The 24,663-nt window shown below is 33.5% G+C and carries 22 protein-coding genes; all 22 read right to left on the bottom strand.

What is annotated here, in order from left to right; translation table 11 throughout:
- Positions 1-111: 111 nt before the first annotated feature.
- On the bottom strand, positions 112-1,263 hold the full coding sequence (locus tag ACP7AQ_RS10220; protein ID WP_426095397.1) for a DegT/DnrJ/EryC1/StrS family aminotransferase: 1,152 nt from the start codon (positions 1,261-1,263) through the stop codon (positions 112-114).
- On the bottom strand, positions 1,256-1,867 hold the full coding sequence (locus ACP7AQ_RS10225; protein WP_426063623.1) for an acetyltransferase: 612 nt from the start codon (positions 1,865-1,867) through the stop codon (positions 1,256-1,258). The genes ACP7AQ_RS10220 and ACP7AQ_RS10225 overlap by 8 nt, the downstream gene beginning before the upstream one ends.
- Position 1,868: 1 nt before the next feature.
- The gene (locus tag ACP7AQ_RS10230) at positions 1,869-2,471 is read right to left on the bottom strand and encodes a sugar transferase (RefSeq protein WP_426063474.1); all 603 of its coding nucleotides are present in this window, start codon (positions 2,469-2,471) and stop codon (positions 1,869-1,871) included.
- The gene (locus ACP7AQ_RS10235) at positions 2,464-4,785 is read right to left on the bottom strand and encodes a glycosyltransferase family 4 protein (RefSeq protein ID WP_426095398.1); all 2,322 of its coding nucleotides are present in this window, start codon (positions 4,783-4,785) and stop codon (positions 2,464-2,466) included. The genes ACP7AQ_RS10230 and ACP7AQ_RS10235 overlap by 8 nt, the downstream gene beginning before the upstream one ends.
- A gap of 35 nt (positions 4,786-4,820) precedes the next feature.
- Positions 4,821-6,137 carry a hypothetical protein gene (locus tag ACP7AQ_RS10240; RefSeq protein WP_426063472.1) on the bottom strand — a complete coding sequence of 439 codons (1,317 nt, stop codon included), beginning with the start codon at positions 6,135-6,137 and terminating at the stop codon, positions 4,821-4,823.
- Between the two features lie 3 nt (positions 6,138-6,140).
- Positions 6,141-7,148 carry a glycosyltransferase family 2 protein gene (locus ACP7AQ_RS10245; protein ID WP_426063471.1) on the bottom strand — a complete coding sequence of 336 codons (1,008 nt, stop codon included), beginning with the start codon at positions 7,146-7,148 and terminating at the stop codon, positions 6,141-6,143.
- Between the two features lie 279 nt (positions 7,149-7,427).
- Positions 7,428-7,922, bottom strand: a complete 495-nt coding sequence (locus ACP7AQ_RS10250; protein WP_426095399.1) for an acyltransferase — start codon at positions 7,920-7,922, stop codon at positions 7,428-7,430.
- Positions 7,923-8,108: 186 nt separating this feature from the next.
- Positions 8,109-9,626, bottom strand: coding sequence for a lipopolysaccharide biosynthesis protein (locus tag ACP7AQ_RS10255; protein ID WP_426063469.1), 1,518 nt, complete (start codon positions 9,624-9,626; stop codon positions 8,109-8,111).
- A complete protein-coding gene (locus ACP7AQ_RS10260; RefSeq protein WP_426095400.1) occupies positions 9,619-10,668 on the bottom strand; it encodes an acyltransferase family protein in 1,050 nt (349 codons plus the stop codon). Before ACP7AQ_RS10260 ends, ACP7AQ_RS10255 begins: the two co-directional genes overlap by 8 nt.
- Positions 10,658-11,671 carry a hypothetical protein gene (locus ACP7AQ_RS10265; protein WP_426063467.1) on the bottom strand — a complete coding sequence of 338 codons (1,014 nt, stop codon included), beginning with the start codon at positions 11,669-11,671 and terminating at the stop codon, positions 10,658-10,660. Before ACP7AQ_RS10265 ends, ACP7AQ_RS10260 begins: the two co-directional genes overlap by 11 nt.
- A 3-nt stretch (positions 11,672-11,674) precedes the next feature.
- Positions 11,675-12,808, bottom strand: coding sequence for a hypothetical protein (locus ACP7AQ_RS10270; RefSeq protein ID WP_426095401.1), 1,134 nt, complete (start codon positions 12,806-12,808; stop codon positions 11,675-11,677).
- Between the two features lie 7 nt (positions 12,809-12,815).
- Positions 12,816-13,934, bottom strand: a complete 1,119-nt coding sequence (locus ACP7AQ_RS10275) for an EpsG family protein (RefSeq protein WP_426063465.1) — start codon at positions 13,932-13,934, stop codon at positions 12,816-12,818.
- On the bottom strand, positions 13,931-15,142 hold the full coding sequence (locus ACP7AQ_RS10280) for a glycosyltransferase (protein WP_426063464.1): 1,212 nt from the start codon (positions 15,140-15,142) through the stop codon (positions 13,931-13,933). The genes ACP7AQ_RS10275 and ACP7AQ_RS10280 overlap by 4 nt, the downstream gene beginning before the upstream one ends.
- Before the next feature lie 22 nt (positions 15,143-15,164).
- Positions 15,165-16,307 (bottom strand): non-hydrolyzing UDP-N-acetylglucosamine 2-epimerase, encoded by a 1,143-nt coding sequence (wecB, locus tag ACP7AQ_RS10285; protein ID WP_426063463.1) that lies wholly within the window; start codon positions 16,305-16,307, stop codon positions 15,165-15,167.
- A gap of 34 nt (positions 16,308-16,341) precedes the next feature.
- Positions 16,342-17,460, bottom strand: a complete 1,119-nt coding sequence (locus ACP7AQ_RS10290) for an NAD-dependent epimerase/dehydratase family protein (protein WP_426095402.1) — start codon at positions 17,458-17,460, stop codon at positions 16,342-16,344.
- Positions 17,461-17,463: 3 nt separating this feature from the next.
- Positions 17,464-17,874: a WxcM-like domain-containing protein gene (locus tag ACP7AQ_RS10295; protein ID WP_426095403.1), complete on the bottom strand. Its 411-nt coding sequence runs from the start codon at positions 17,872-17,874 to the stop codon at positions 17,464-17,466.
- Positions 17,875-17,899: 25 nt separating this feature from the next.
- On the bottom strand, positions 17,900-18,931 hold the full coding sequence (locus ACP7AQ_RS10300; protein WP_426095404.1) for a polysaccharide biosynthesis protein: 1,032 nt from the start codon (positions 18,929-18,931) through the stop codon (positions 17,900-17,902).
- Positions 18,932-19,161: 230 nt separating this feature from the next.
- Positions 19,162-20,337: a GDP-mannose 4,6-dehydratase gene (gmd, locus tag ACP7AQ_RS10305; RefSeq protein WP_426095405.1), complete on the bottom strand. Its 1,176-nt coding sequence runs from the start codon at positions 20,335-20,337 to the stop codon at positions 19,162-19,164.
- 50 nt (positions 20,338-20,387) lie between these two features.
- Positions 20,388-21,347, bottom strand: coding sequence for a GDP-L-fucose synthase family protein (locus ACP7AQ_RS10310; RefSeq protein WP_426095406.1), 960 nt, complete (start codon positions 21,345-21,347; stop codon positions 20,388-20,390).
- Positions 21,348-22,355, bottom strand: coding sequence for a mannose-1-phosphate guanylyltransferase (locus ACP7AQ_RS10315; RefSeq protein ID WP_426063457.1), 1,008 nt, complete (start codon positions 22,353-22,355; stop codon positions 21,348-21,350).
- Between the two features lie 41 nt (positions 22,356-22,396).
- Positions 22,397-23,680 carry a nucleotide sugar dehydrogenase gene (locus ACP7AQ_RS10320; protein ID WP_426063456.1) on the bottom strand — a complete coding sequence of 428 codons (1,284 nt, stop codon included), beginning with the start codon at positions 23,678-23,680 and terminating at the stop codon, positions 22,397-22,399.
- Positions 23,681-24,089: 409 nt separating this feature from the next.
- Positions 24,090-24,557, bottom strand: coding sequence for a UpxY family transcription antiterminator (locus ACP7AQ_RS10325; RefSeq protein ID WP_426095407.1), 468 nt, complete (start codon positions 24,555-24,557; stop codon positions 24,090-24,092).
- Positions 24,558-24,663 lie beyond the last annotated feature (106 nt).

The following is a 24,663-nucleotide window of genomic DNA, read 5'->3' on the forward strand; positions in this document are numbered from 1 at the left end:
ACTATATAAAGTTAAACGTCTTAATAGAAATACTTAAAAACTATGATTCGATGTGTTTAAAAAATTAAACGTAGTGAGTTACAAGAATCACTAATAATAATAGAAAATAAACTATGCCTTCTGACCAAACAACTTGGCCAAAACACTCTGAATTCTATTCCTGTCTTCTTCCGTTAAATTGGAACCTGACGGCAGACAGAGTCCATTTTCAAACAGCGTTTCAGCCACTTTTTTTCCATAATACGGACACTGCTGAAAAATAGGTTGCAAATGCATTGGTTTCCATAACGGTCGGGATTCAATATTTTCAGCTTCTAGTGCCAATCGCATCGTTTCTCTGGTCATTCCATTCGCCATTTCAGGATCAACCAATACAGCACTCAACCAATAATTAGCAAAATAATCATTATTAGGTACGGTAAACACAGTAATACCACCTACATCTTTAAAAACAGTGACATAAAAATCATGCATGGCCCTGCGTTGAACAACATGTTCGTCTAAAACTTCCATTTGGCCTCTACCAATACCGGCACAAACGTTGCTCATGCGGTAATTGTATCCTATTTCGCTATGCTGGTAGTGTGGTGCATCATCTCTGGATTGAGTAGCAAAAAAAATAGCCCTTTCTTTTAAAGCTACAGTAGGCATTACAATGGCTCCTCCTCCTGAAGTGGTAATGATTTTGTTTCCATTAAAGGACAAAACCCCAATATCTCCAAAAGTGCCACATTTCCTCCTTTTATAGCTGCTGCCCAAGGCCTCGGCAGCATCCTCTAAAATAGGAATTGCATACTCATCGGCAACGGCCCTAATCGCTTCAATTTGGAAGGGCACACCATACAGATGAACTGCTATAATGGCTTTAGGTTTCTTACCTTTTGTGATACGGTCTTTAATGGCTACTTCCAACGCTATTGGGCATAAATTCCAAGTATCCAATTCACTGTCAACAAAAACTGGAGTTGCCCCCTGATAAAAAATAGGATTAACTGAAGCAGAAAACGTCATACTTTGACAGATCACCTCATCCCCTGAGGTCACACCTAATAGAACCAGACCCAAGTGAATGGCTGCTGTACCAGAGCTTAAAACACCAACAGCAACTTCACCCTTAGATAAATATTTCTCTAAATCTTTTTCTAAACCGGTTACATTCGGTCCAAGTGGGGCTACCCAATTCGTATCGAAAGCCTCTTGTACATACTTCTGCTCACTCCCGCCCATGTGAGGGGAGGAAAGCCATATTTTTGATTTATTCATATTCTACGTTGTATTTTATAATTTTACCTGGATTCCCCACCACTACTGCGTAATCAGGGACATTATGAATGAGTACTGCTCCGGCGCCTATTGTTGACCATTTTCCAATTTTGATTCCTTGAATCACTGATGCTCCTATTCCTATATGCGTTCCTTCGCCAATTGTAACATTTCCTGCTACGGATGCATTAGGTGAAACATGCACAAAGTTAGCAATTTTGCAATCGTGCTCAATTACAGCCGAAGTATTGATTATACAATGCTCTCCGATGAACGCATCTGAATTTACTATCGCACCTGCCATAATAACCGTACCCTCGCCAACAGTTGCCCGTTTGGAGACGATGGCTTGAGAATGCACTGCAGTTGGATAAATGGCACACAAATAATTAACAATTTTTTTTCTAGTTCTGTTATTTCCTATCGACACGATAAACTGTTTATCCGAAAAAGTGCCAACACTCTTTGTATTGAAAACAGGGATGCCACAAAGCTCTTCCTGATTAGGATAATCATCAACTATTCCGTTAATCGTTAAATCTTGTAAAGAAGTTATAATGTCGATTATAACTTTACAATGCCCACTGGCGCCAAATAAATACATATCAATTTCCATTAAAACGTTCTGTCGTAGCTGTATTTTCTGTGTTTATTCCTTCTCTGACTAATACTTTTTTAATAGTTAAAAAAAATATTTTTAAGTCTAAAAAAAAAGAGATGTGTTCCACGTACCAAATATCATATTTAAATTTTTGTTCCCAACTGATCGCATTACGACCATTGACTTGTGCCCATCCAGTTATGCCAGGATTTACTTCATGCCGTCTTTGTTGCGTAATATCGTACAAGGGCAAATATTCGGGCAGTAAAGGTCTGGGTCCAATCAAACTCATGTCTCCTTTAATTACATTCAATAATTGAGGAATTTCATCCAAAGAGGTTTTGCGCACAAAGCTTCCCATTTTTGTCAACCTTTCGGCATCGGATAGCAGATTTCCGGCTAAATCTTTCTTGTCGTTCATCGTCTTGAACTTAATAATTTTGAAAACGGAGCCGTTTAATCCCGGACGTAATTGAAAAAAGAATGGTTTGCCCTCATTTGCAAAATATAAAGCAATCGTAACAAATACCAATAAAGGGCTCAACACTCCTAATCCAAATAGGGCAAGCATAAAATCCAATATTCTTTTAAAAAAGAGTTTATACATTTTGTTCTAATCTTTTATATTCTGCTAAAATAGCTTCCCAAACCATTTTTTGTTTGTAGCGGGAAACGATCATCGCTCGGGCATTTAGTTGCAAGTTGGTTCTAAAATTAATGTCATCTGCCATTTTTTGCATTGCCTGATATAGATAATTTGAATCTTTAACCGGAATAATTGCGCCGTTTTCATCTTCAATTATGATTTCATTACAACCATTGATATTAGTAACAATACTCGGCAATCCCATAGCTCCGGCCTGCATTACTACATTTGGAAAACCCTCACGGTAACTTGGAAAAGTTAAACAGTGGCTGATTGCAAGATAGGGCCGTACGTCTTTTTGGAAACCAACGGATCTGATCTTATTGTTAGTTATTATTTCTTCTAAGGTTTCTTTTTTTAATGGATCTAAGTCTGACTCAAGAGGACCAACCAAAATCAATTTAACCCTTTCTCGTTCCGAGGAAACTTTTTTAAAACCCTTAATCAATTCATTGATGCCTTTGTCGCTTACCAGACGTCCCACGAAAATAAAAACAAAGTCCTCAGCATGTATCCCTAAACTATTTTTTAAGTCTCGATTTTGTTGCGCTGAAAAATTTTCCGGATTAAAATAAGCGGTATCTATCCCGTTTACATTTCCATTGGCAATGATATTTAATGGTTTAGTTGTGACTTTAAATTTTATTAAATCATTCTTCACCCCTTGCCCTTCAGGATATATATTGGTAGCAAATTGGCATAACAATTTATCCATCGCTATTAATAATTTTTGCTTAAAACCGGTTCTCGTAGGAAAAATTAGACCTGTAAACGTATGCATTCTAATGGGCACCTTTGCAAAGTAAGCTGCTGTCATACTTAATAAACCTGCTTTTGGAGTTATGGAATGCACTATTAATGGATTTTCTTTTTTAAATAGCCAATACAACTGCCACAATGATTTCAAATCTTTAAAAATACTGATTTTTCGCTGCATATTTAGACCTTTGACCCTAACACCTTCTCTACTGGCTACCGCATCCAGATGCTCATCGGTTCCAGATACTGCTAAAACTTCATAGTTGTTTTGCAAAAAAGACAATTGGCCTTTAAGCAAATAATCTAAAGAAACAGCCACGGTGGAAGTGCGGATGAGTTTATTTTTTATCTTTTCATTTGACAGTGTAACTTCTAGATTTTTATACTCTGCCAAAATAGCATCCCAAACCATTTGTTGTTCGTATCGGGAAACAATCATACGGCGGGTATTTTGTTGCAATTGATTTCTGAAATCAAACTCTCTCACCATTTTTTTCATCGCTTTATAAACAGCAATGCCATCTTTAACAGGAATGATAATACCGTTTTTGCCCTCGATGATGATTTCATTACAACCATTAATATCAGTTACAATGCTCGGCAAACCCATGGCTCCGGCCTGCATCACCACATTGGGAAACCCTTCGCGGTAACTAGGGAAAACTAATACATTTGAAATAGCAAAATAGGGTCTGACATCATTCTGAAAACCAACGGATATAATATGTCTATTGACGGCAATTTCTTTTAAGGTTTCTGGAGCCAATGGATCTAATCCTGATTCTAAGGGACCTACCAATAACAACTTGACCGTTGTATTTTCTGCAGAAAGTTTTTTGAATGCCCGTATTAATTCATTGATGCCCTTGTCGCCTACCAGCCGTCCAACGAAAATAAAAACAAAATCCTCCGGACTTATTCCTAAATGACTTTTTAAAGATTTATTCTCGTTATTAGAAAAAATTTCTGAATCAAAATAGGCCGTATTTATACCGTTTGAACTCCCGTTTCCAATTACTTTTAGTTTTTCCGGTTTGCAAAATCTTTCCTGAATTACAATCTCTTTTAAACCGAAAGAATTAGGATAAATTCTTGTTGCGCAAGCATAAGTTATTTTCTCAACCAAATTCAATATTACACGTTTAAATCCGGTAGTTTCTAACAAAGGTAATCCTGCAATGGTATGTAACCGATTAGGCACACCCGCTAATTTAGCCGCAATCATTCCAAGAGTACCTGCTTTAGGTGTATGGGTATGAACGATAAACGGTTTTTCTTTTTTGAAATATCTGTACAATCGCCACACCGCTTTTACGTCCAGCAATGGGGTGATTCTACGGGTCATTTCGACATCGTATACTTCAATATCTTCTAAATGTCCAACTTGCTTTAAATACTCTTTATCTGAAGATACACCCACTACAACGTAGTGCTGATTCATAAAGCGCAATTGGTTTTCCAATAAGATTTCTAATGAAATTGGAACGGTAGTGATGCGGATGAGTTTTTTTTTCATTTAGTAAAGTTTCAATTTTGAAACAAAATTAAAAATTACATATTATTTGAAGTTGCAACAAATACTAAATCATTATATAAACCATTTCTAATTTTTTCGAACTGATGATTTTTCTTTCCTAATTCAAAACCCCTAATTGCATAATCAAATATCAGCTGTTTGTTACCAATAAGATTGTTTAACTGATTATAAATCTGATTCACATCTGTAATCACAATTGCCACATCGTTTTCCATTAGATATTCTATTGCACCCGTTTTTTCCCAACCTACAGCAACTATACATCGTCCGGCTTCCAGATAATCGACAATCTTTGTTGAGAAAGATAATCTAGCACTATTTCTTTCTGAGAGTTTAAATGACTCTACATGGACCAGGATGTCCGAATCCCGCTGTACATCCTTAACTTTTGTAGAAGGAATACCTCCCATAAAACAAATGGCATCAATCAACTTCAATTTTTCCATAGCAGAAGCCGATAAATGTGTTTGTGAATAAATATAGAGCTGTGCTATTAGACCATCACAATTAATAAGCTGTAAGGCTTCCCCAATTTTAGCAAGTGATTTCCATCTACCCATTCCTAAATTACCTGTATATATTATTTTAATTGGATGATTTAATATCTTTTTTTGATGAGAAAAATCATCAAAATCACCTCCTTTAAATAAAACTTTACACTTATTACCGAAAATTGCATTGTACTCGTTTTTTTGAGTTTCCGTAATGGTGTATAATATTTCACACTGGTCAATAGCTTTTTTCACATATGCTCTTTTTATAAAACGATCTATCCAAAATAAGGGAGATAAAGAAAAATGTTTAAGCGTATAGCAATCATCCGAGATATAACCCACCATTTTGACTCCTGCCTTCATTTGAGCATATAACCCAATAGTATTCATATAAGTAGAATAATATATTGGTAAGAAAATTAAATCTGGCTGAAAATTTGTTATAAAATCATCCAAAGGTTTCGATTTCCATTTCCCGGTGCTCCAAACTAGGTCACGAATCCAAAAAAATATTTGCCAACGAAGTATCTTTAATTTATTAACAAATTTCATCTCACTATTAGAAAGCATGGTGTCCGGAAAATTTTCATTCACCGAAGTAAAAATCTGTTTCCCCGAAAACTTTTGCTTTCCCAATAAAGTCCTTACTATTCCTTTTTCGGTAATCTGAAAAAAATGTTTTGCCACTTTTGTGTTGGGGAGGCCAAACAGGCAATAAATATTGGCAATTTCATAATTGGGGTTGCCTCCAAAAATATTAGAAAAACTGCTGCCAAAACTATTATTATCATCCCAAGGAGTGCTCGAAATAATTAAAATTTTTATTTGTTTGTCCATTAATTAGTATCTAAAACCTTTTTTATTTAGATAAATATAAAAATTTAATATATGAGAAGTTATATTGAAACCAAACATCTTATATAATTTCGAAACTTGATTAGTCTTGTAGTTAACATTGTACTCTAAGAGCCATGTTAACGAACTCATCCCCTTTTCGATCTCTTCTCTTTCCATTTTTTTTTTCAATGACTTTACTGCCCCCATTAAGATTCCATATTGATAGGCACAATAACCTAACAACAAGTATTTTTGTCGACCATCTATATTGTTTAACGAAAAATAATTCGCCCATTTGGTAATGATATGTAATAAATCTTTTGCATTTTTATAACCAAAAGTTGCAGTTACTGACCCTTCTCTTACGCGATAGGCATAATATAAATTGTTGATTGCGAAAAAATGTTTTGCGGATAACATTAATTTGAAATTCCAATCAATATCTTCTCCAACTAATCCTTTTTCAAAAAAAATAGCATTCTCAATTAATATTGATTTCCTTATTAATCTCTGATAAGCACTAATTATAAACCGTCCCTCTCCAATAAAATACGAGAGAACTTCTGTTTTACTTTTATTATCTATTTTTTTTAAATCAAATTCTTTATCTTTTATAATTTTAGTCGGATTGTTTTCATAAAAAGTAAGTCTTCCAAAAAATATAATATCTACTCTTTTATTTTTGTTTACAGTTTCGATTAATTTATTAACCAAATTGGTGTCAACCCAGTAATCATCACTATCCAAAAAAAGTATATATTCCCCATTAGAGGCTTTTAATCCAAAATTACGAGCATCTGATGCACCTCCGTTTTTTTTATGAATCACTTTTACCCGATTGTCTTTATAAGTAAATTCATCACATATAGTTGGACAATTATCTGGTGATCCATCATCAACCAAAATTATTTCAAGATTTTGGTAGATTTGGTTCAAAACACTTTCCACACATTGGTGCAAATAGGCTTCTACCTTATAAACCGGAATGATAACACTTATTAACGGATTCATATTTATTTATATTTACGTAAAATGTGATTAATACCTTAGCTATTATTTTCACATCCTAACTTTAATTGAACAACTCTAAAAATAATTAGAGCAAATTCTATTATTTGGAATTTCATCTCTACAGTACAAATTGGCAATTTCATCTTGTTTCCAGTTCTGAAACAAATTGTATAAGGAATTAACATTCGTATCATCCCATACATTACTACTAATTACCAGAAATTTTTGTTTCATTAATGTTTAATTTTTATTTAAACATGTCATTTCAAAAGAAACAAACTAAATTCTTTCTCTTAACCAGGAAATTTGCTCTTTGAATACTTTCGCTAAAACACCTGCAATAATACAATTTTTAATCTCAAATACTTTGTTTACCAATGCACCTGAACCAACTATTGAATTATCAGAAACCAATGAACCTTTAGTTAAAACTGCTTTATTTCCAATCCAGACATGATTTCCTACTTTAATATTTTGAGAGCTATTAATTCTAATTCCTTCATTGTTTAGAATAGAATGACTATCCCCTGTTCTTATAGTAACTTCACTTGAGATCATACAATCCTCACCTATAATTATATTGCAACCTTCGATTGTTGCAAATTCTGCGTTTTCTTCAACTGTACTGTAACTACCCATCTCAATTTTTTTCTTATCATCTTCTATCCAAAATTTCGCTCCTTTTATAACACAATTTTTATGAATTTCAATTGTGTTGTTGTTCCCGTAAATTTTAATAATACCCTCAAATCGGACGCCTTCATTAATGTACAAACAATTATTATTTCCGAAAACTTATATGTCTGCCTTTTTTAGAAGAGCAGTAGTTGCATAAAAATTATTATTACCCTTAATCCTCACTTTATTATTTCCAAATAATTTCAAACTTAAAAAACATCATAATTTCCAAATGGATGATGAATTTTTGACGATATTTTTTAATTTACTTATCATAATCCATTATACAAATGGATTAAAACGAGTTAAGATTTCTTTTATCAATTGCTTTTCATCCATTCTTAGTGCCACAAGCCACATCATAATACCGTAGAAAAAAGTCAATAGAATAATTTTACTACCAAACAAGAAAAAGTTATTCGCTATAAAAAAATAGTTTAATCCAAATCCAAAAATAAAAGTTAAAAATAACGGGATTAACATGTTCAAAAAACATTCTTTAAAAAATCTCGGTATTTCTAATTTTATTACTTTCCAGTATATATAATTCATTCCTACAACATGACATAACATTGTTGCGGTAAATATCCCAATAGCACAACCAAAAGCACCATAATGAGGTGCTAAAACAACAGAAACTACTACACTTAAAAGTGCTGCGGTAACAAACATTATTGCTCTGTATTTCAATTCATTTTTAACAAAAAGATAGGTATAGGCTATTTCCTGTGTTAAAGTAATAAAACCTGGCGCTATGAGTAAAACAAAAATATAATATGATTCTTTAAAATCATTTCCCATCCAAAGTTGTATAAATTCCTTACCTAGAGTAATTAATCCAATCATTAATAAGCCCATCAGAACCAATTGAATTCTGCCCACACGTATCATTAAATTTGTAATTTCATGCAGGTTATTCTCTTCTGTATCCAAACGGGAAACTTTTGGCAAAAACAAACCGTTTAAAGCATGAGCAAAAGTCCATGTATAGCCTTCAATAATAATACCAATTGAAAAAATAGCAATTTGAGTAGTTCCTGAAAATATTCCTAAAATTAAAGGAGCAATATTGATTAATAATCGTTGGGCTATACCAATGACAGAAATCCAAAAAGAAAATTTAAATAGTTCTTTTAACAATGATTTGCTTTTGTAGCTAAAATCGATTTTTATTCTGGTAGTTTTAGATAAATAAATAAACTTTATTACAATTATTAGCAACCCAACAGCAGCATTAATAGCAACTAAGGCAAAAAGCTTGTATCCCAAAATTAAGGCTATAATCATAAAAACAACAACCCCTAATTTACTTATAACGTCACATATCTTTAATAGTACAAATCGTTCGTAAGCAATCAGAACTCCATCCAACGGCATAAAAGGGAAAGATAACAAACTAAACCCGCCCGCAATTATAAAAACTATTTTGAATTTATCAATCTCTAAGGAACTAAGTTCAACAAATATATTCTGAATAAAAAAATAAATAAGTACTAATGTCAATAAAATAAAAGCATTAATCACAAGATAGAATTTTGAAGTTAACCCCAAAATCTGATTAATTTTTAATGAATCACCTTCTAATTTATATTTTGTTAAAAACCGGGCTATGGTCTGACCTAATCCAAAATCCATTACAAAATAAGACAAAAAAGCAGTAACTAAGATATACAACCCGTAGTCAGATTTACCAATTTGTTTAATCATCCAGGGGGTATAAACAAAACCAATTATGATATTAAGAACAATTGCAGCATAAGAGATTAAAGCCCCAAGCCTTATTTGTCGTGAGCTATCCATGACTAGGACTATTATTATAGTTTAGTTTTTTAATATTTTTTTTAACTTTATCAATTCTAATCCCCAATAACAAACAATACCAATTTTCTAAATTAATTTTTTCAGAAAAGGATCTGCCTATCAAAAGCAAAGCACAATTAAATCCCAAGAATATAAATGGATTAATAAATTCCATAATTGGCGTATGAATTAGAAATTTACGTATGGGAAAAGTTAAAAAGTGTGTCAAATATATTGCGAAAGTTAATTCTGCTATATTATGTACAAATTTATTATTCAACCATGTAATAGTAGAAAGCGAAAAAATAAAAATCACTCCTAATAATTCAAGAGGAATAGCTAGTTTTGAAAAGTATCCCGCATAAGCAGGTTCAAGATAAAAGCCAATAATCAATGACAAAATATATGTCGCTGTTATAATGATGATATTTCTTTTGAGAAATACCATAATATTTTTTAGATTATTTTTTAATAAAATCCCAATTGAGAAAAATCCAATCCAATTAAACACATTAAGATAATTATTAATTTCAACAACTTTAAAATACTTAAAGAAAAGATAGTCAAAAACTCCAAAACTAGTTGCTAAAAGTGATGCAAGATTCAGTAAAACAAACAAAACAAGGTATGTTTTTTTATTAAAAAAACTTAAAAATAAATAACATAGCATCAGCATTGAAAGATAATACAAATAGGTCTCATGGCCAACAATCCACTTCATCCAATCCTGAAAATTAAAATTATGACCAATTAAAAATAATATTGTTCCGGTGAATACCCAAGGCACTACAATTGAGGTGATTTTATTTTTAAAAAAAGATTTAACTCCATATTTTTCAACATTAAAATAATACCCCGCAATAATTAAAAAAGTGATTACGCCAATAGCACCAATCCTTTCGGTTACATTACTGTAGAAATAATAGTCTGTATTTCTTGAATGGGCCATTATTACTGAAATTATAGCAATACATTTAGCCACATTCATAGATGAATTAATATTCAAACCTTCATATTTATTATCCGCTATTTTATCTGGCATTCAGTCTTCTTTTAACTCCATTAACTATACTTTTATACTCTCCTGCTCTTACCCTGTAAAAAACTGATTCGCAGAAGCGATACCATTTTACTAACGGGTAACCATTAGCCATAATTCTGTTTAGTTTTTTTTCATAATTAACATCTTCTATTACATATTTTGGATGTTTTAAAGGAAAAGGAATTTCTTGTGGAGTCATATAAAATATTTTTTTTATCCCCTTAGGAAGAATATCCATAGAGGTAGCCCCATGCGTTGCGTTAGAATCAATACCAATATTAGAAATCATATTATATTTAGGCACTATATTCAATCTGCTGTTTAAAATAGCTGCAGAGCCAAATAAAGATTCATAATGCGCTTTACCGCTTGTTTTATGATTAGTACAATTATTAATGAAATTTTTATACGCCTTTTTATCTAAAACTCCTTTAATATTTTGTTTTGCATATTCATCATTAAGAAAGTCATAATGTTCTTCCCATTTATTAAAAACCCTACGCCAGGAAGCCCAACCCGTAATTGAACCCGATTTAGAAAAAGTATAACTGTATGGTGTATCATGATAAGTCCCCATTTGATTCATACCGCATATCATATTAATACGTTCATCGTTTTTATAAACTACCAACAATTCTTTACAATAAGGAAAAAAACTTTGTGATGGTACATCATCATCTTCTAAAACAATTCCCGACTCTTCATTTGAAAAAAACCATTGCTGGGAAATAAATTCAGACGGATCACATCCAAAATTTTTTTCCTGGTACATGTACTTCACCTCGCATTCCCAATCAATTTTAGATACAATTTCACGACATAATTTAATATTTTCGACATCATCAGGTCTATTCTCGCGGGCACCATCCTGATACAAATACAATTTTGACGGTCTCGCAATTTTTATTTGTTCAAAAACTTTCCCGAGAGGATTAGGTCTTGCAAAAAAAAGTATTAATACAGGTATATCAATCAAATAAGGTTTTATAATTGTTTTGTCCATAATTTATTCTAATAGTTTTTTTAAATCACTGATGAATTCTCTATCTAATTTTTTAATAATATTGATATTATTATTTGGTGTTGTTATATTGATTTTCTTTATAGCTTCTGCAATTGCTTGCGTTGTATCTTTGTAATAGAAAACAATATCATTACCTATTTTTGAATCCATTACACATTCAACACCGCAAGAGACAACTCGCAGTCCCAAACCCATGTAGGATAAAATTTTACTTGGAAATGAAGTTTCAAGATATTTACCATCCATTTTTTGAGTACTGAGACCAATATGACATTTTTGACAATATTTAATGTAATCTGAGCCAGATAATGTTCCATCAAAAATTATTTTACATTTTGATATTTTATTAATTTCGTTAATTCTAATTAATAAAGTTTTAACATCCCCAAATCCAATAATATGCAGCACATAATCTTCGTTAAGATAAAGTGCGCTTTCTACGGCGTTAAATGCACCCGCTTTAACTTTGTCTATAATTCCGGCGTATAAAAGATGAATTTTGTTGTCATTTATTGGATGTGCTAGCACTTCATTTACATTGTAATTTCCATAGATAATAATGTTTTTTTTAGAATCGCCAATTTTACTGACTAATAAATCAGAGGAAAACAAAAATGAATCAGCTATTTGAAATATTTTTTTTTCTAATTTATCGAAATAAGGGTGTAAAGAAGTCACATCGCTATAGATCTCCTCGACTTCAAGGATGAGTTTAAATCTTTTCAACTTTTTAGCCAAAATTATTGGCAAAGATATCCAAGGCGAATGGTACACAATTATTTTCTCGTCCCTTTTAACACTCTTTACTAACCAGAAAAACAGCCATAACAATGAATAAATAATTTTGACAATTCTTGTAAATTTATTGGAAGTTCCAAAACTCGATACTAATGTTAATTTTTTATTATCATTTAATTGGATGGTTGAGGTTTTTTGAATTTTAAAGTTTTTTATAGAATCATCCATCCAAGAAGGCGAAATCACATGTACTTGAAAACCTACATTATTAATCGAATTGCAAATATAATCCATTTTGTTTGTGGCTGATAGCGCACTTACTCTTTTACATTTAGAATTAGGTAAATCATAAAAACCTATATATTTTATTTCTTTCATAAGGTGATTAATCATAAAGTTTTTCCAATTTCATTTCCTGCCAAAAAAACTTATATTCCATATTTAAATTAGCTTTAATAAAAAAAGAAAGAAGTATAATTATTGATATTGAATATATGAAACTTCTGTGTTTTTTATCAAATGAATCAAAGGACCTTAATATTAAGGGTATTAATAAAAGTATAAAAATTGAAAAATATTGAACTACCCTCATATAACCATGAATTTCAAAGACTAATGATAAAAATAATATCCCTACCATTAAACCTGCATAATAGTTTTTCACTCCTTTGTCTAAAACTATTATTTTGTTGTACCTAATTAACGATAAAACTGCAATAAACAACATTAAAACTACAAAAGTTACAGGTTTATACTCTTCTAAATGCTCATATTCCTCATATGAATTTAAAAACACAGATATAAATTTTGCCATAATACTACTAAACCCCATTAAAATTGGAAATAATAGTAAAACAATCCAAAAAGGAATTTTAATATTTTTGATATACGACAAAAAATACAAAAGAATAAAAACCAAGCATGACTTGTGAATTGTAGACGCTATCAAAATTATAACAACAAAAGGAATCAATCTTTTTCTCTTTAAAAATTCAAAAGCAAAAAATGTTCCTGCTGTTGCTAAAGTCTGTCTGTGGCCAGTAATTGAAAAAAAAGAATAAAACAAAACAGAATATATAACAAAAGCAATTATGGAATCTTTTAATTTTGTCGTGTTTTTGTATATAAAATTCCCCAATGCCGTGAAAAAAATAACAGCGATTACTAAAAGAAAGATTTGATATTCATTCGTAAATACTTGTACTAATTTCTCAAAGGCCACATATCCTATGTCTTTGCCCTCTCCAAGCTCATAAAAATTAAATATAGCTTTATAAATATCCCCCCAGGAACTTCTCTTAACATCCTCAAAATATAAAAAGTATGTATATGTATCACTACCTACTGCCACATTTCTTAAACCCGACTGAAGTATTAAGATAAAACAAATTACCTTAATATATTTTTTTCTGTTACTACCACTATTAATATCCTGATTAGATCCTTGAGAGTATATGAATCCAAAGAGAAGAATTAGGAATATTACAATTAAATTAATAATCATATTGCAATCCTATTTTTATAAACTGCTATAGTTTGATTAATATTTATCGTATAATTAAAATGATCCATAACATGTTTTCTACATTTAGCAGAGTAGAATTTTTTCTTATTAATTTCAATCTTATTAATTGCTTCTAAAACTTGGTCTACATTTCTTTTTTCAACTACATAACCACAGCCTTCGCCTATAATTTCAGGACAAGCTGTTGAATTATATACAATAGCTGGCGTTCCACAACTTAGTGCTTCCGCAATTACTTTTCCAAAGGTATCTTCTGTTGAAAGATGAATATAAGCATCCGCAAAGCTATAAAGAGCCGCTAACTTTTCTTTACCATGCACATAGTTAATAGAAACACAATTTTTGGGTAATAATGCCAGTTTATCAACTTTTCCAATAACTATTATTTGGGTATTTGCTTCAATTTTATCCGCAAACTCCAATAAATCTTGCCATTTAACATCTTCGATATGCCATGCCGCACTAACTACAATTATTGAAAACTTAATTTCATCTAATCCATATTCATTATTGAATTTTGATTTTTCTGACGGCTTAAAAACCTCAAAATCAATCCAATTATAAATTGGGACAATCGGATATTTATTTAAAAAAGATTTACTTACTTCACCTGCCAACCAATTAGAAACCGGAATTATGGTCATGTTTTCGATACTTGTAAACCACTCCCTTTTGTCATCAAACATTATACTAGACTTGTCGAAGAAAAGGCTTGACGGATATTTTTGAACCTGAGGACAATTATTACAATGGGTTTGCCATTTATAACAAGCCACATCAGTATAATGGGCACATTTTCCTGTAAATGCCCAACAATCATGAAGCGTCCAGACCACTGGTTTTTGTATTTCTTTTAAATAATCAAATAAAATTTTAAGGTTTAAATAATTACCATGCAGATTGTGTAAATGAATTACATCTGGATTATAATTTTCTATGAATTTTACTAACTTTTTGGTTCCGCCATGAGTAAAATACCCTTGTTTACCAAAAATCCGAGAACCTATATTATGTAAATGATTTTCTAAAACGGTCCCTATTTTGAAACTGTTTTTATATGCAGAAGATAATTGTCCGTACGCAATGTAACTTTCATGCCCTTGATTTTCGAGCATACCAGCGATATCCACACAGATAGAACCTGTGCTGCCGTAACCGGAAACCGAATTGATCATTAGGACTTTCATTATTCTCTTTTAACTTCCTATTTTATTCGTTTTTTCTCCATACCACACGATTAATATAATCAGTATAACTAATAATAATGCGAATCATTTTCTCCGACACATTCGGCATCGAATAATCAGCAACGGATCTGAAATTGCGTTCGGCACCTGTTTTTTGGTATTGCAATTGTACCAAACCCTGCATGATTCTTTCCGGACTCAATCCCACCATCATTACCGAAGCTTCTTCCATGGCCTCTGGTCTTTCATGGGCATCTCTCAGGTTTAAAGCCCTGAAATTTAAAACAGATGATTCTTCTGAAATGGTTCCGCTATCTGATAAAACCGCAAAAGATTTCATCTGCAAGGCATTAAAATCATTAAATCCTAAAGGTTTTAAGAATTGGACATTCGTATGCATTTTAATATTTTTATTTTCTATCATATTACGAGTACGCGGATGTGTGCTAACAATAATTGGATAATTGTATTTTTCAGCAATTAAATTTAAGCTATCCATCAAACCTTGAAAGTTTTTCTCACTATTGATATTTTCTTCCCGATGGGATGACACTACAAAAAACTTACCTTCTTGAAGCTCCAATCTTTCCAAAACGTCAGAAGATTCTATAGAAGGTAAATAATGATTCAAAACTTCAAACATCGGCGAACCGGTTTTAATGATTCTGTCAGCGGACAAACCTTCTCTCAATAAATATTCTCTGGCAATATCACTGTAGGTCAAATTAATATCGGAAACATGATCCACAATCTTACGATTGGTTTCTTCAGGAACTCTTTGGTCAAAACAACGGTTCCCAGCTTCCATGTGGAAAATGGGGATCTGTCTCTTTTTTGCAGGAATGGCACACAAGCAGCTATTCGTATCGCCTAAAATTAAAAAAGCATCTGGTTTTTCACTTTCCAATAATGGATCAATCTTTATCAAAATCTGACCTATAGTTTCAGTAGCAGTGGCTCCGGCGGCATCCAGAAAAAAATCGGGCTTCCGAATGGCTAAGTCATCAAAAAAAATTTGATTTAATTCATAATCATAATTTTGACCTGTATGAACCATGATATGTTCTATGGCATCGGAAGCATCTAAAGCGGCCATTACTCTTGACAGTCGTATAATTTCCGGGCGCGTTCCGACAACGGTCATTACTTTAAGTCTTGATTTCATTTATATCGAAGATAAAATTTTATTTCATTTTTATTTAAACATTTTCAAAATAGGTGTCCGGATCAGTTGGATCATAAAATTCATTGATCCAGAAATTGGTATATAAAACCTCATCTCCAATATTTTTAATATTATGAGTAAACCAGATCGGCATGTCTACATACGCAGGTTCCGCTCCATCGAGATAAAAATCCAATACTTCATCTGTTCCTATACGACGCAACTGAATTAATGCTTTTCCTTTTATCACTGCAAAACGTTCTATTTTACGCGTATGATAATGGTTTCCTCTGGTAATTCCCGGAACCGTTGTTGAGAAAGATACTTGTCCTCCAATTCCCAATCGCATCACTTCCACAAATGAACCTCTGGGATCAATATGCTGGATGAATTTTACGGGAAAGTAGGTGGCAATATCCATATAACAACGAAAAGTATTGAACAAATTCAATTCAAAGGTATTGTTGATTGTGGGTATTTCCCCTTTATCCTGATAATGTGTTTTGTAATTTTCCAATAAAACAAGTAGCCCAGACACCTTAGATTCTGATGTATGAGCAACTAAAACTTCATCTTTTCCTATTCCGCTTCTAATTTCTTTTAGGATTTTGGCTATCAATTCCCCAACATAAATTAGCTTCACCTCCCCGTCAACCTCAATTTTTGGCGTTTCATTATGAGATAATTTGTGGCAGAACGTCGCCACCACAGAGTTGTAATTTGGATGTCCGAAAGGGCCAAAAACATTTGGGATAATCAGTCCGGTAAATTTACCACCTGTTTTTTTAGCCCAATTGATCATCAACTCCCTTCCTTCTTTTTTAGATTTTCCGTACAAATTATCTCTTTCTTCCTGCGTAGACGATGAAAAAAGCACATGTGCTTTACTCTTTGTAGCGGACAAAGCATTTGTCAATTTCTTTACCAAACCCAGATTGGTATCATAAATTACTTGCGGGTCATTATGCCGATTCATGGCAGCTAAATGAACTATAACATCACATTGTGATACAAAGCCATTTAATTGATTATCCTCTTCAAAAAATTCTTTTTGAAAATCAACTCTGTCAAATTCTTCAGGAAATAACCCTAAAGTATTGTACAAATGCGTACCTACAAATCCGGCCTGACCAGTAATTCCTACTTTTAACATAATTTACTTTTTTTCCTGAAAGTAATCCGACTCAAATCGGAATTCGTCTTTTACTTCTCCTAATGAATAATCCGCAAGCACCAACAATTTTGAATCTGGTTCCAGCGACTGAATACTGCTCACATATCCTGGAGGAATGTGAAGCACATCAAGTTTTTTTGCATTTAATATAAAAACTAACCGCTCCAGATCTTTGGAAGGATTATCCCAATGGTCAATCGCAATCAACTGGATTCTAAAAGAACCATACATAACCGAAAACCATCGCTGTTCAATTTGATGTCCTTGCCAGGCCCGAACAAAATCAATGTTGTGATTTTCTATTGCATACATTCTTTTGATTGCCGAGAGATTGACATCATTATTATAAAACAGCGTGCCTCTAGAATCGATATGACTACCACCTTTTGTCATTTCTGGAATCATTTTATCTTTAGAATTACTCTGGCATTTGAGCCACATTTTCTCCAAAAACCTCTTTCTTAATTAGTGACAGATTTATTAACAATTTTTTCATTCCTTCAACTCCCAACTGTTCTGTGTTGTGAGAATGATAATCTTCAATTATAGAAACGTCCTGTTCTCCCTCCGAAAAATATTGAGCATAATTCAAATCGCGGTTGTCTGCCGGAATTCTATAGAAATCGCCCATATCTTGTGCTTTTACCATTTCTTCACGAGTACACAATGTTTCATATAATTTCTCCCCATGACGTGTTCCGATTATTTTTATTTCATTTTTGGCATTACATAGTTCTTTTAATGCTTGTGCTAAGTCCCCGATTGTTCCTGCCGGTGCTTTGTTGACAAATAAATCTCCGGCATTACCATGCTCAAAAGCAAACAAAACCAACTCTACCGCCTCCTCTAAAGACATGAGGAAACGAGTCATCTTAGGATCCGTGATCGTGATGGTTTTACCTTCCTGAATTTGTTTTAAAAACAACGGAATAACCGAGCCTCTGGATGCCATTACATTTCCGTAACGGGTTAAACAAACCGTGGTATCAGTAGTATTTCTCGATGCTGCGATTGCCACTTTTTCCATTAAGGCTTTAGAAATTCCCATCGCATTAATCGGATAGGCCGCTTTGTCGGTGCTTAAGCAAATTACTTTTTTTACTTTATTGGCTGAAGCGGCATCAATGACATTCTGGGTTCCAAACACATTTGTTTTTGTCGCTTCCAATGGAAAAAACTCACAGGAAGGAACTTGCTTTAGGGCAGCTGCATGAAATACATAATCCACTCCACGCATCGCTCTTTCTATACTTGTATAATCACGTACATCGCCAATATAAAACTTGAGTTTATCATTTTTTAATTGGTTGCGCATATCATCCTGTTTTTTTTCATCACGAGAAAAAATTCGGATTTCTTTAAAATGATCCGTAAATAAAAAACGATTTAATACCGCATTTCCAAAGGACCCAGTGCCTCCAGTGATCATTAAAATTTTATCTTTTAACATATTGGATTGTTTAAAATTTATGTATTTTTTTTTAATAAATTTAGATCAGAATTTTTACCCTCTCTTTCAAAACAACAAAAATATTTGTTGACTTATTACTGTCAGGATTGATTTTTCAATCAAAAATAAATTACTACACTACATCATTTTTTAATTAAATAGTATTTTGACTGATATTAGCAAAATTTTTATAAACAAGTTGAACTTCTCTTAATCAATTAAACTTTTCATTACTCAAAATAATTCAACGTTTTAAACCCTCCATCTTTTAAATACTGGTCTTTCTGCATCAATTTCAAATCAGATTGCATCATGTCCTTAACTAAGGCTGGCAAATCATATTTACATTTCCATCCCAATTTAGTTCGGGCTTTGGTAGGATCACCAATTAACAAATCTACCTCAGTAGGCCTAAAATATTTAGGATCTACCGCTAATACTTCTTTTCCAATCTGAGGAAGTTGGTCAGTGGTCGTTGTTCGTCCTTCGTTGCTGGGATTAACAATACTATAATATTTCTCAACATCAATACTGTCAATAATCCCTACTTCATTTACTCCTTCCCCTTCAAAACGAAGTGTAATTCCTGTTTCTGCAAAACTCATCTTTACAAAATCGCGTACGGGTGTAGTTTTACCTGTTGCAATTACCCAATCCTCAGCTTCATCAGCTTGTAAAATCATCCACATCATACGAACATAATCTTTAGCATGACCCCAATCACGTTTCGCATCCAAGTTTCCTAAGTATAATTTATCTTGTAAACCTAAAGCGATTCTAGAAGTCGCTCTAGTAATTTTACGAGTTACGAAAGTTTCCCCACGTATTGGCGATTCATGATTAAACAAAATACCGTTACAGGCATACATTCCGTAAGCTTCTCTGTAATTTACGGTAATCCAAAAAGCATACATCTTGGCTACTGCATATGGTGAACGTGGGTAAAAAGGAGTCGTTTCGGATTGCGGTACTTCTTGTACTTTACCATATAATTCAGAAGTCGAGGCCTGATAAATACGTGTCTTTTTTTCTAATCCTAATAAACGAACCGCATCCAAAATACGTAATGTTCCCAGTCCATCTGCATTTCCAGTATACTCCGGTGTTTCAAAAGAAACCGCTACATGGCTCATGGCGGCCAAATTATAAATTTCATCAGGCTGAATTTCCTGAATCAAACGAATTAAATTGGTCCCATCGGTCATGTCCCCATAATGCAAAAAGAAATTACGGTGGTCTACATGCGGATCTTGATACAAATGATCAATACGATCGGTGTTAAATAACGAAGAACGTCTTTTTAATCCATGAACGATATATCCTTTTTTAAGTAAAAATTCGCTTAAATATGCTCCGTCTTGTCCCGTTACTCCGGTAATAAATGCTGTTTTTTGTTTAGTATCCATATTTTTTTGTTCGGTGTTCGGTCAACGATGGACGATAAACGTTCACCGATTTACATTTTCACTTCCTTAAATCGATCTATATTTTCTAAAAACCAATTGTATGTTTTCTGTATACCTTCTTCCAACCGCACCTGATGTTTCCATCCCAAAGCGTGCATTTTAGCTATGTCCATTAACTTTCTTGGAGTACCGTCCGGTTTACTGGCATCCCAAATGATTTCTCCTTGATGTTCCGTTATTTTTTGGATAATTTCGGCCAACTGTCTGATGGTCAAATCCTCTCCTGTTCCCACATTGTATAAATATTCTGGAAGTTTATTTTCCAAAGCAAAAATAACTGCAGCAGCCATATCATCCACAAAAAGAAACTCTCTCATAGGTGTTCCGCTACCCCAAAGAGCAACAGGAGCATGATTGTTTTTCTTGGCTTCATGAAATTTGCGAATCATCGCTGGTAAAACATGGGATGTATTTAAATCAAAATTGTCATGGGTACCGTATAAATTTGTCGGCATTAAACTTACATAATCCTTTCCAAATTGTTTGCGAATGGCTTCGCAAGCCTTAACACCGGCGATTTTTGCGATGGCATACCATTCGTTCGTAAGCTCCAAAGTGCCGGTTAGCAAGTACTCCTCTTTTAAAGGTTGCGGCGCCAATTTTGGATAAATACAAGAACTCCCTAAAAAAATAAACTTCGCAACTCCGGATTTAAAAGCGGAATCGATTAGATTATTCTGGATCTGCATGTTCTCCATAATAAATTGGTAGGGATAATCATTGTTGGCCCAAATACCGCCGACACGAGCTGCGGCATCAATGATTACCTCCGGTTTTTCGGCAGCAATAAAATCCGAAACCGCTTGCTGATTTCTTAAATCTAAATCAGTACTTGAAACTCCCATTAAATTAGTATAGCCTTTAGCTGTCAAAATTCTCCAAATAGCACTTCCTACCATGCCATTATGACCTGCTATATATATTTTAGAATCTTTGTTTACTACGATCATTTAATTTAACAAATCTGAATTTTGTTTTTCCAGAGCACTATAAACATTTTTTACATCCTGAGAACACTCTTTTTGAAGAATTAAATTAGCGGTCTGAGTGTAAACAAAAATAGTATTTTTTACCCCTACAAAAGCAGTGTAATTAGTAGTACCAATGACCATATTCCCATTTGTGTCGACCGCATGTCCAGTAGCGGCCAAATAATCATAAACCGATTCGAAAGAACCCAAATCAGACCAAACGAAGGTCGAAGGAACAACTTTTATCTTCTTACTACGCTCCATCACAGCGTAATCAACACTGATTGACGGAATATCCATCGATAAGGCCAAATCTAAATTTCCATCAATATTGGCGTCCCAGGCTATTTTTGATTTTTCATATACTTCAGGAGCAAACAATTTTAATTCTTCCAAAAAAACGCCTGCTTTAAAACAAAACATCCCACTGTTCCAGAGAAAATTCCCTTTGGAAATAAAATCAGTCGCAGTAACTTTATTGGGCTTTTCACGAAAGGATACAACATCGTCTCCTTTTCTTTCAATATAGCCATAACCCGTCTCTGGTTTAATTGGGACAATCCCAAAAGTGACAATAAAACCGTTGGAAGCTTTTTCAATGGCCTCCTGAATGGCTTTATTATACTGTTCCATGTCATCGATAATATGATCCGATGGCGTCACAATTAAAATGGCCTCCGAATCAGAAGCCAACGCAGCAAAAGCAATGGCTGCAGCCGTATTTCTTGGAGTAGATTCTATAATATCAATGTAAGAAGTATTCGATTTCTCTAAAACCTGTCTGCTCAAATGGCAGTTATCAATGTTGCCAACAACCATAACCTGATCCACTAAAGTACGATTGCGTTCTACAGTCATTTCAAATAAAGACTTACCTTCAAATAAATCTAAATATTGCTTGGGTTGGCTTTTTCTGGATAAAGGCCACAATCGGCTTCCCACTCCACCGGTAAGAATAACATGCGTGATTGAATGATTATTTTCCATATTTTTGTGTGCTTACACTGTTATACTTTTGTACCTGCACTTTACAACCTTCCATCCGCCACTTTTCCTAAAATACCTTTGACATCGTATAACAAACTGTTCTCATTTTGCAATTTGGAGAAATCGATAGCTAGGAATTCACGATGTGCGACACCTAAAACAACCGCATCAAATTTTTCCTTTGGTAAAATAGCAGTGGTCATTAAACGGTATTCATGCTGTACTTCTGAAGGATTAGCTAAGGGGTCATAAATAGTAATAGCAATTCCATAATCGGTCAAAGCCGTTATGACATCGACAATTTTTGTGTTGCGAACATCAGGACAGTTTTCTTTAAAAGTTATACCAAGCATAAGTAAGGTAGCACCATTTACCGAAATTCCTTTTTTGATCATCAATTTTACAATCTGTGAAGCCACATAATCGCCCATACTGTCATTCAATCGACGTCCTGCTAAGATAATTTCTGGATGGTAACCAAATTCTTGTGCGCGTTGCGCCAAATAATAGGGGTCTACACCGATGCAGTGCCCGCCGACTAGACCCGGTTTGAAAGGAAGAAAATTCCATTTCGTACCAGCTGCTTCTAAAACGGCATGAGTATCAATTTGCATCAGATTAAAAATTTTAGCCAATTCATTGACAAAAGCAATGTTAATATCCCGTTGGGAGTTTTCAATCACTTTAGCGGCTTCGGCTACTTTGATGGAGGGTGCCAAATGGGTACCTGCGGTGATTACTGATTTATATAAGGCATCTACTTTTTGGCCAATTTGCGGTGTTGAACCTGAAGTTATTTTTAAAATTTTTTCTACCGTATGCTCTTTATCACCGGGATTGATGCGTTCAGGAGAATACCCGACAAAAAAATCAACATTAAATTCCAGTCCGGAAACTTTTTCTAAAACGGGCACACATTCTTCTTCTGTCGCTCCAGGATACACGGTAGATTCATAAATAACGATATCTCCTTTTTTCAAAACTTTACCTACCGTTTCACTTGATTTATATAATGGAGTCAAATCTGGACGATTGTTTTTATCGACAGGAGTTGGAACCGTTATTATATAATAAGTACAGTTGGCTATTGCAGCTATGTCGGTGGTGCAATACAACCCGATAGAATCGCTTGGTTCTTGTAACAATACTTGTTGTAAAACTGAGTCCGATACTTCAAAAGTGGAATCAGTGCCGGACTGCAACGAAGCAACTCGGGACTGATTAATATCAAATCCGGTAACAGCATGCTGCGTCGCAAACAATCGGGCCAATGGCAAACCCACATAACCCAAACCAATTACCGCTATTTTTTTGATGGAATTCATTTTTAAATTATAATCCTAAACCTTTTAATAATAATAATAATAATTTTAACGATTGTTTACTCTAGTGCACCGCTACGCACTCCTTACTCACACAAAACGGAGCAGGAATCTAGTTAAATTAAGGAGGCAAATATAGCAACAATCAGTAAGTAAAAAGAACACTTCATAGCAATTGAACATTAAAAATCGCCAGTTGCTGTAAATTAACGTACAAGCAGCTGAAAATCAATAGTTAAGTATGTTTCTTTAATTCAATTTTAATTTTATTTTTCGATCTAAAAAACAGTTTTTACCACTTTTTAGCCCGCCTTACAGATTTACTCAAGTAATAAAAGTCTTATTTTATTCGTACAAAGTTCAATTTCCTGTAAAAGATAAAAAAAGGTCATGTAACGCAAAAAACAAACACCTACTGCTTTATTTTCATTTTCAAGACACATCCTAAAGATTCCAAAACCAGCACATAATGTGTATTGGTCATTTCTTGAATGGTAGCTGTTTGTGCGGAGAATGGTCCTGATTCCAATTGTATGGAATCCCCAACTTGATAAGACGAAACGGCAACATCAATTGTATCGGACGTATTGAGCCATTTTTTTATAACTTCAATTTCTTCATTACGGACAACAGCCGGTTTTCCCAACCAAAATAAATACCGCACTACACCTACACATTCAAAAACAGCATTGCGTTCCCCTTCAGCTACCTGAACAAAAACATAGGAATTAAAAAGAGGAACTTCCACTTTTTTCTTTCGGTCAGACCATTGTCGCATTTGTGTAACCAATGGACAATAACATTCAATTCCTCTCTTTTGTAATTGTTCTGCAACTTTCTTCTCCCATTTGGGCTTTGTATACACTACATACCAATTCATCTCCTTTATTTTTTACAATACAATTAGTATTCCGCGTCAAATTTGAAAGTAAACGCTTCTAAATTATAACACACCCTGAATCATTAATATCCCTGAACCCATGACG

Origin of the sequence: Flavobacterium sp. DSR2-3-3 (assembly GCF_049896585.1) — a bacterium.
GTDB lineage: Bacteria > Bacteroidota > Bacteroidia > Flavobacteriales > Flavobacteriaceae > Flavobacterium.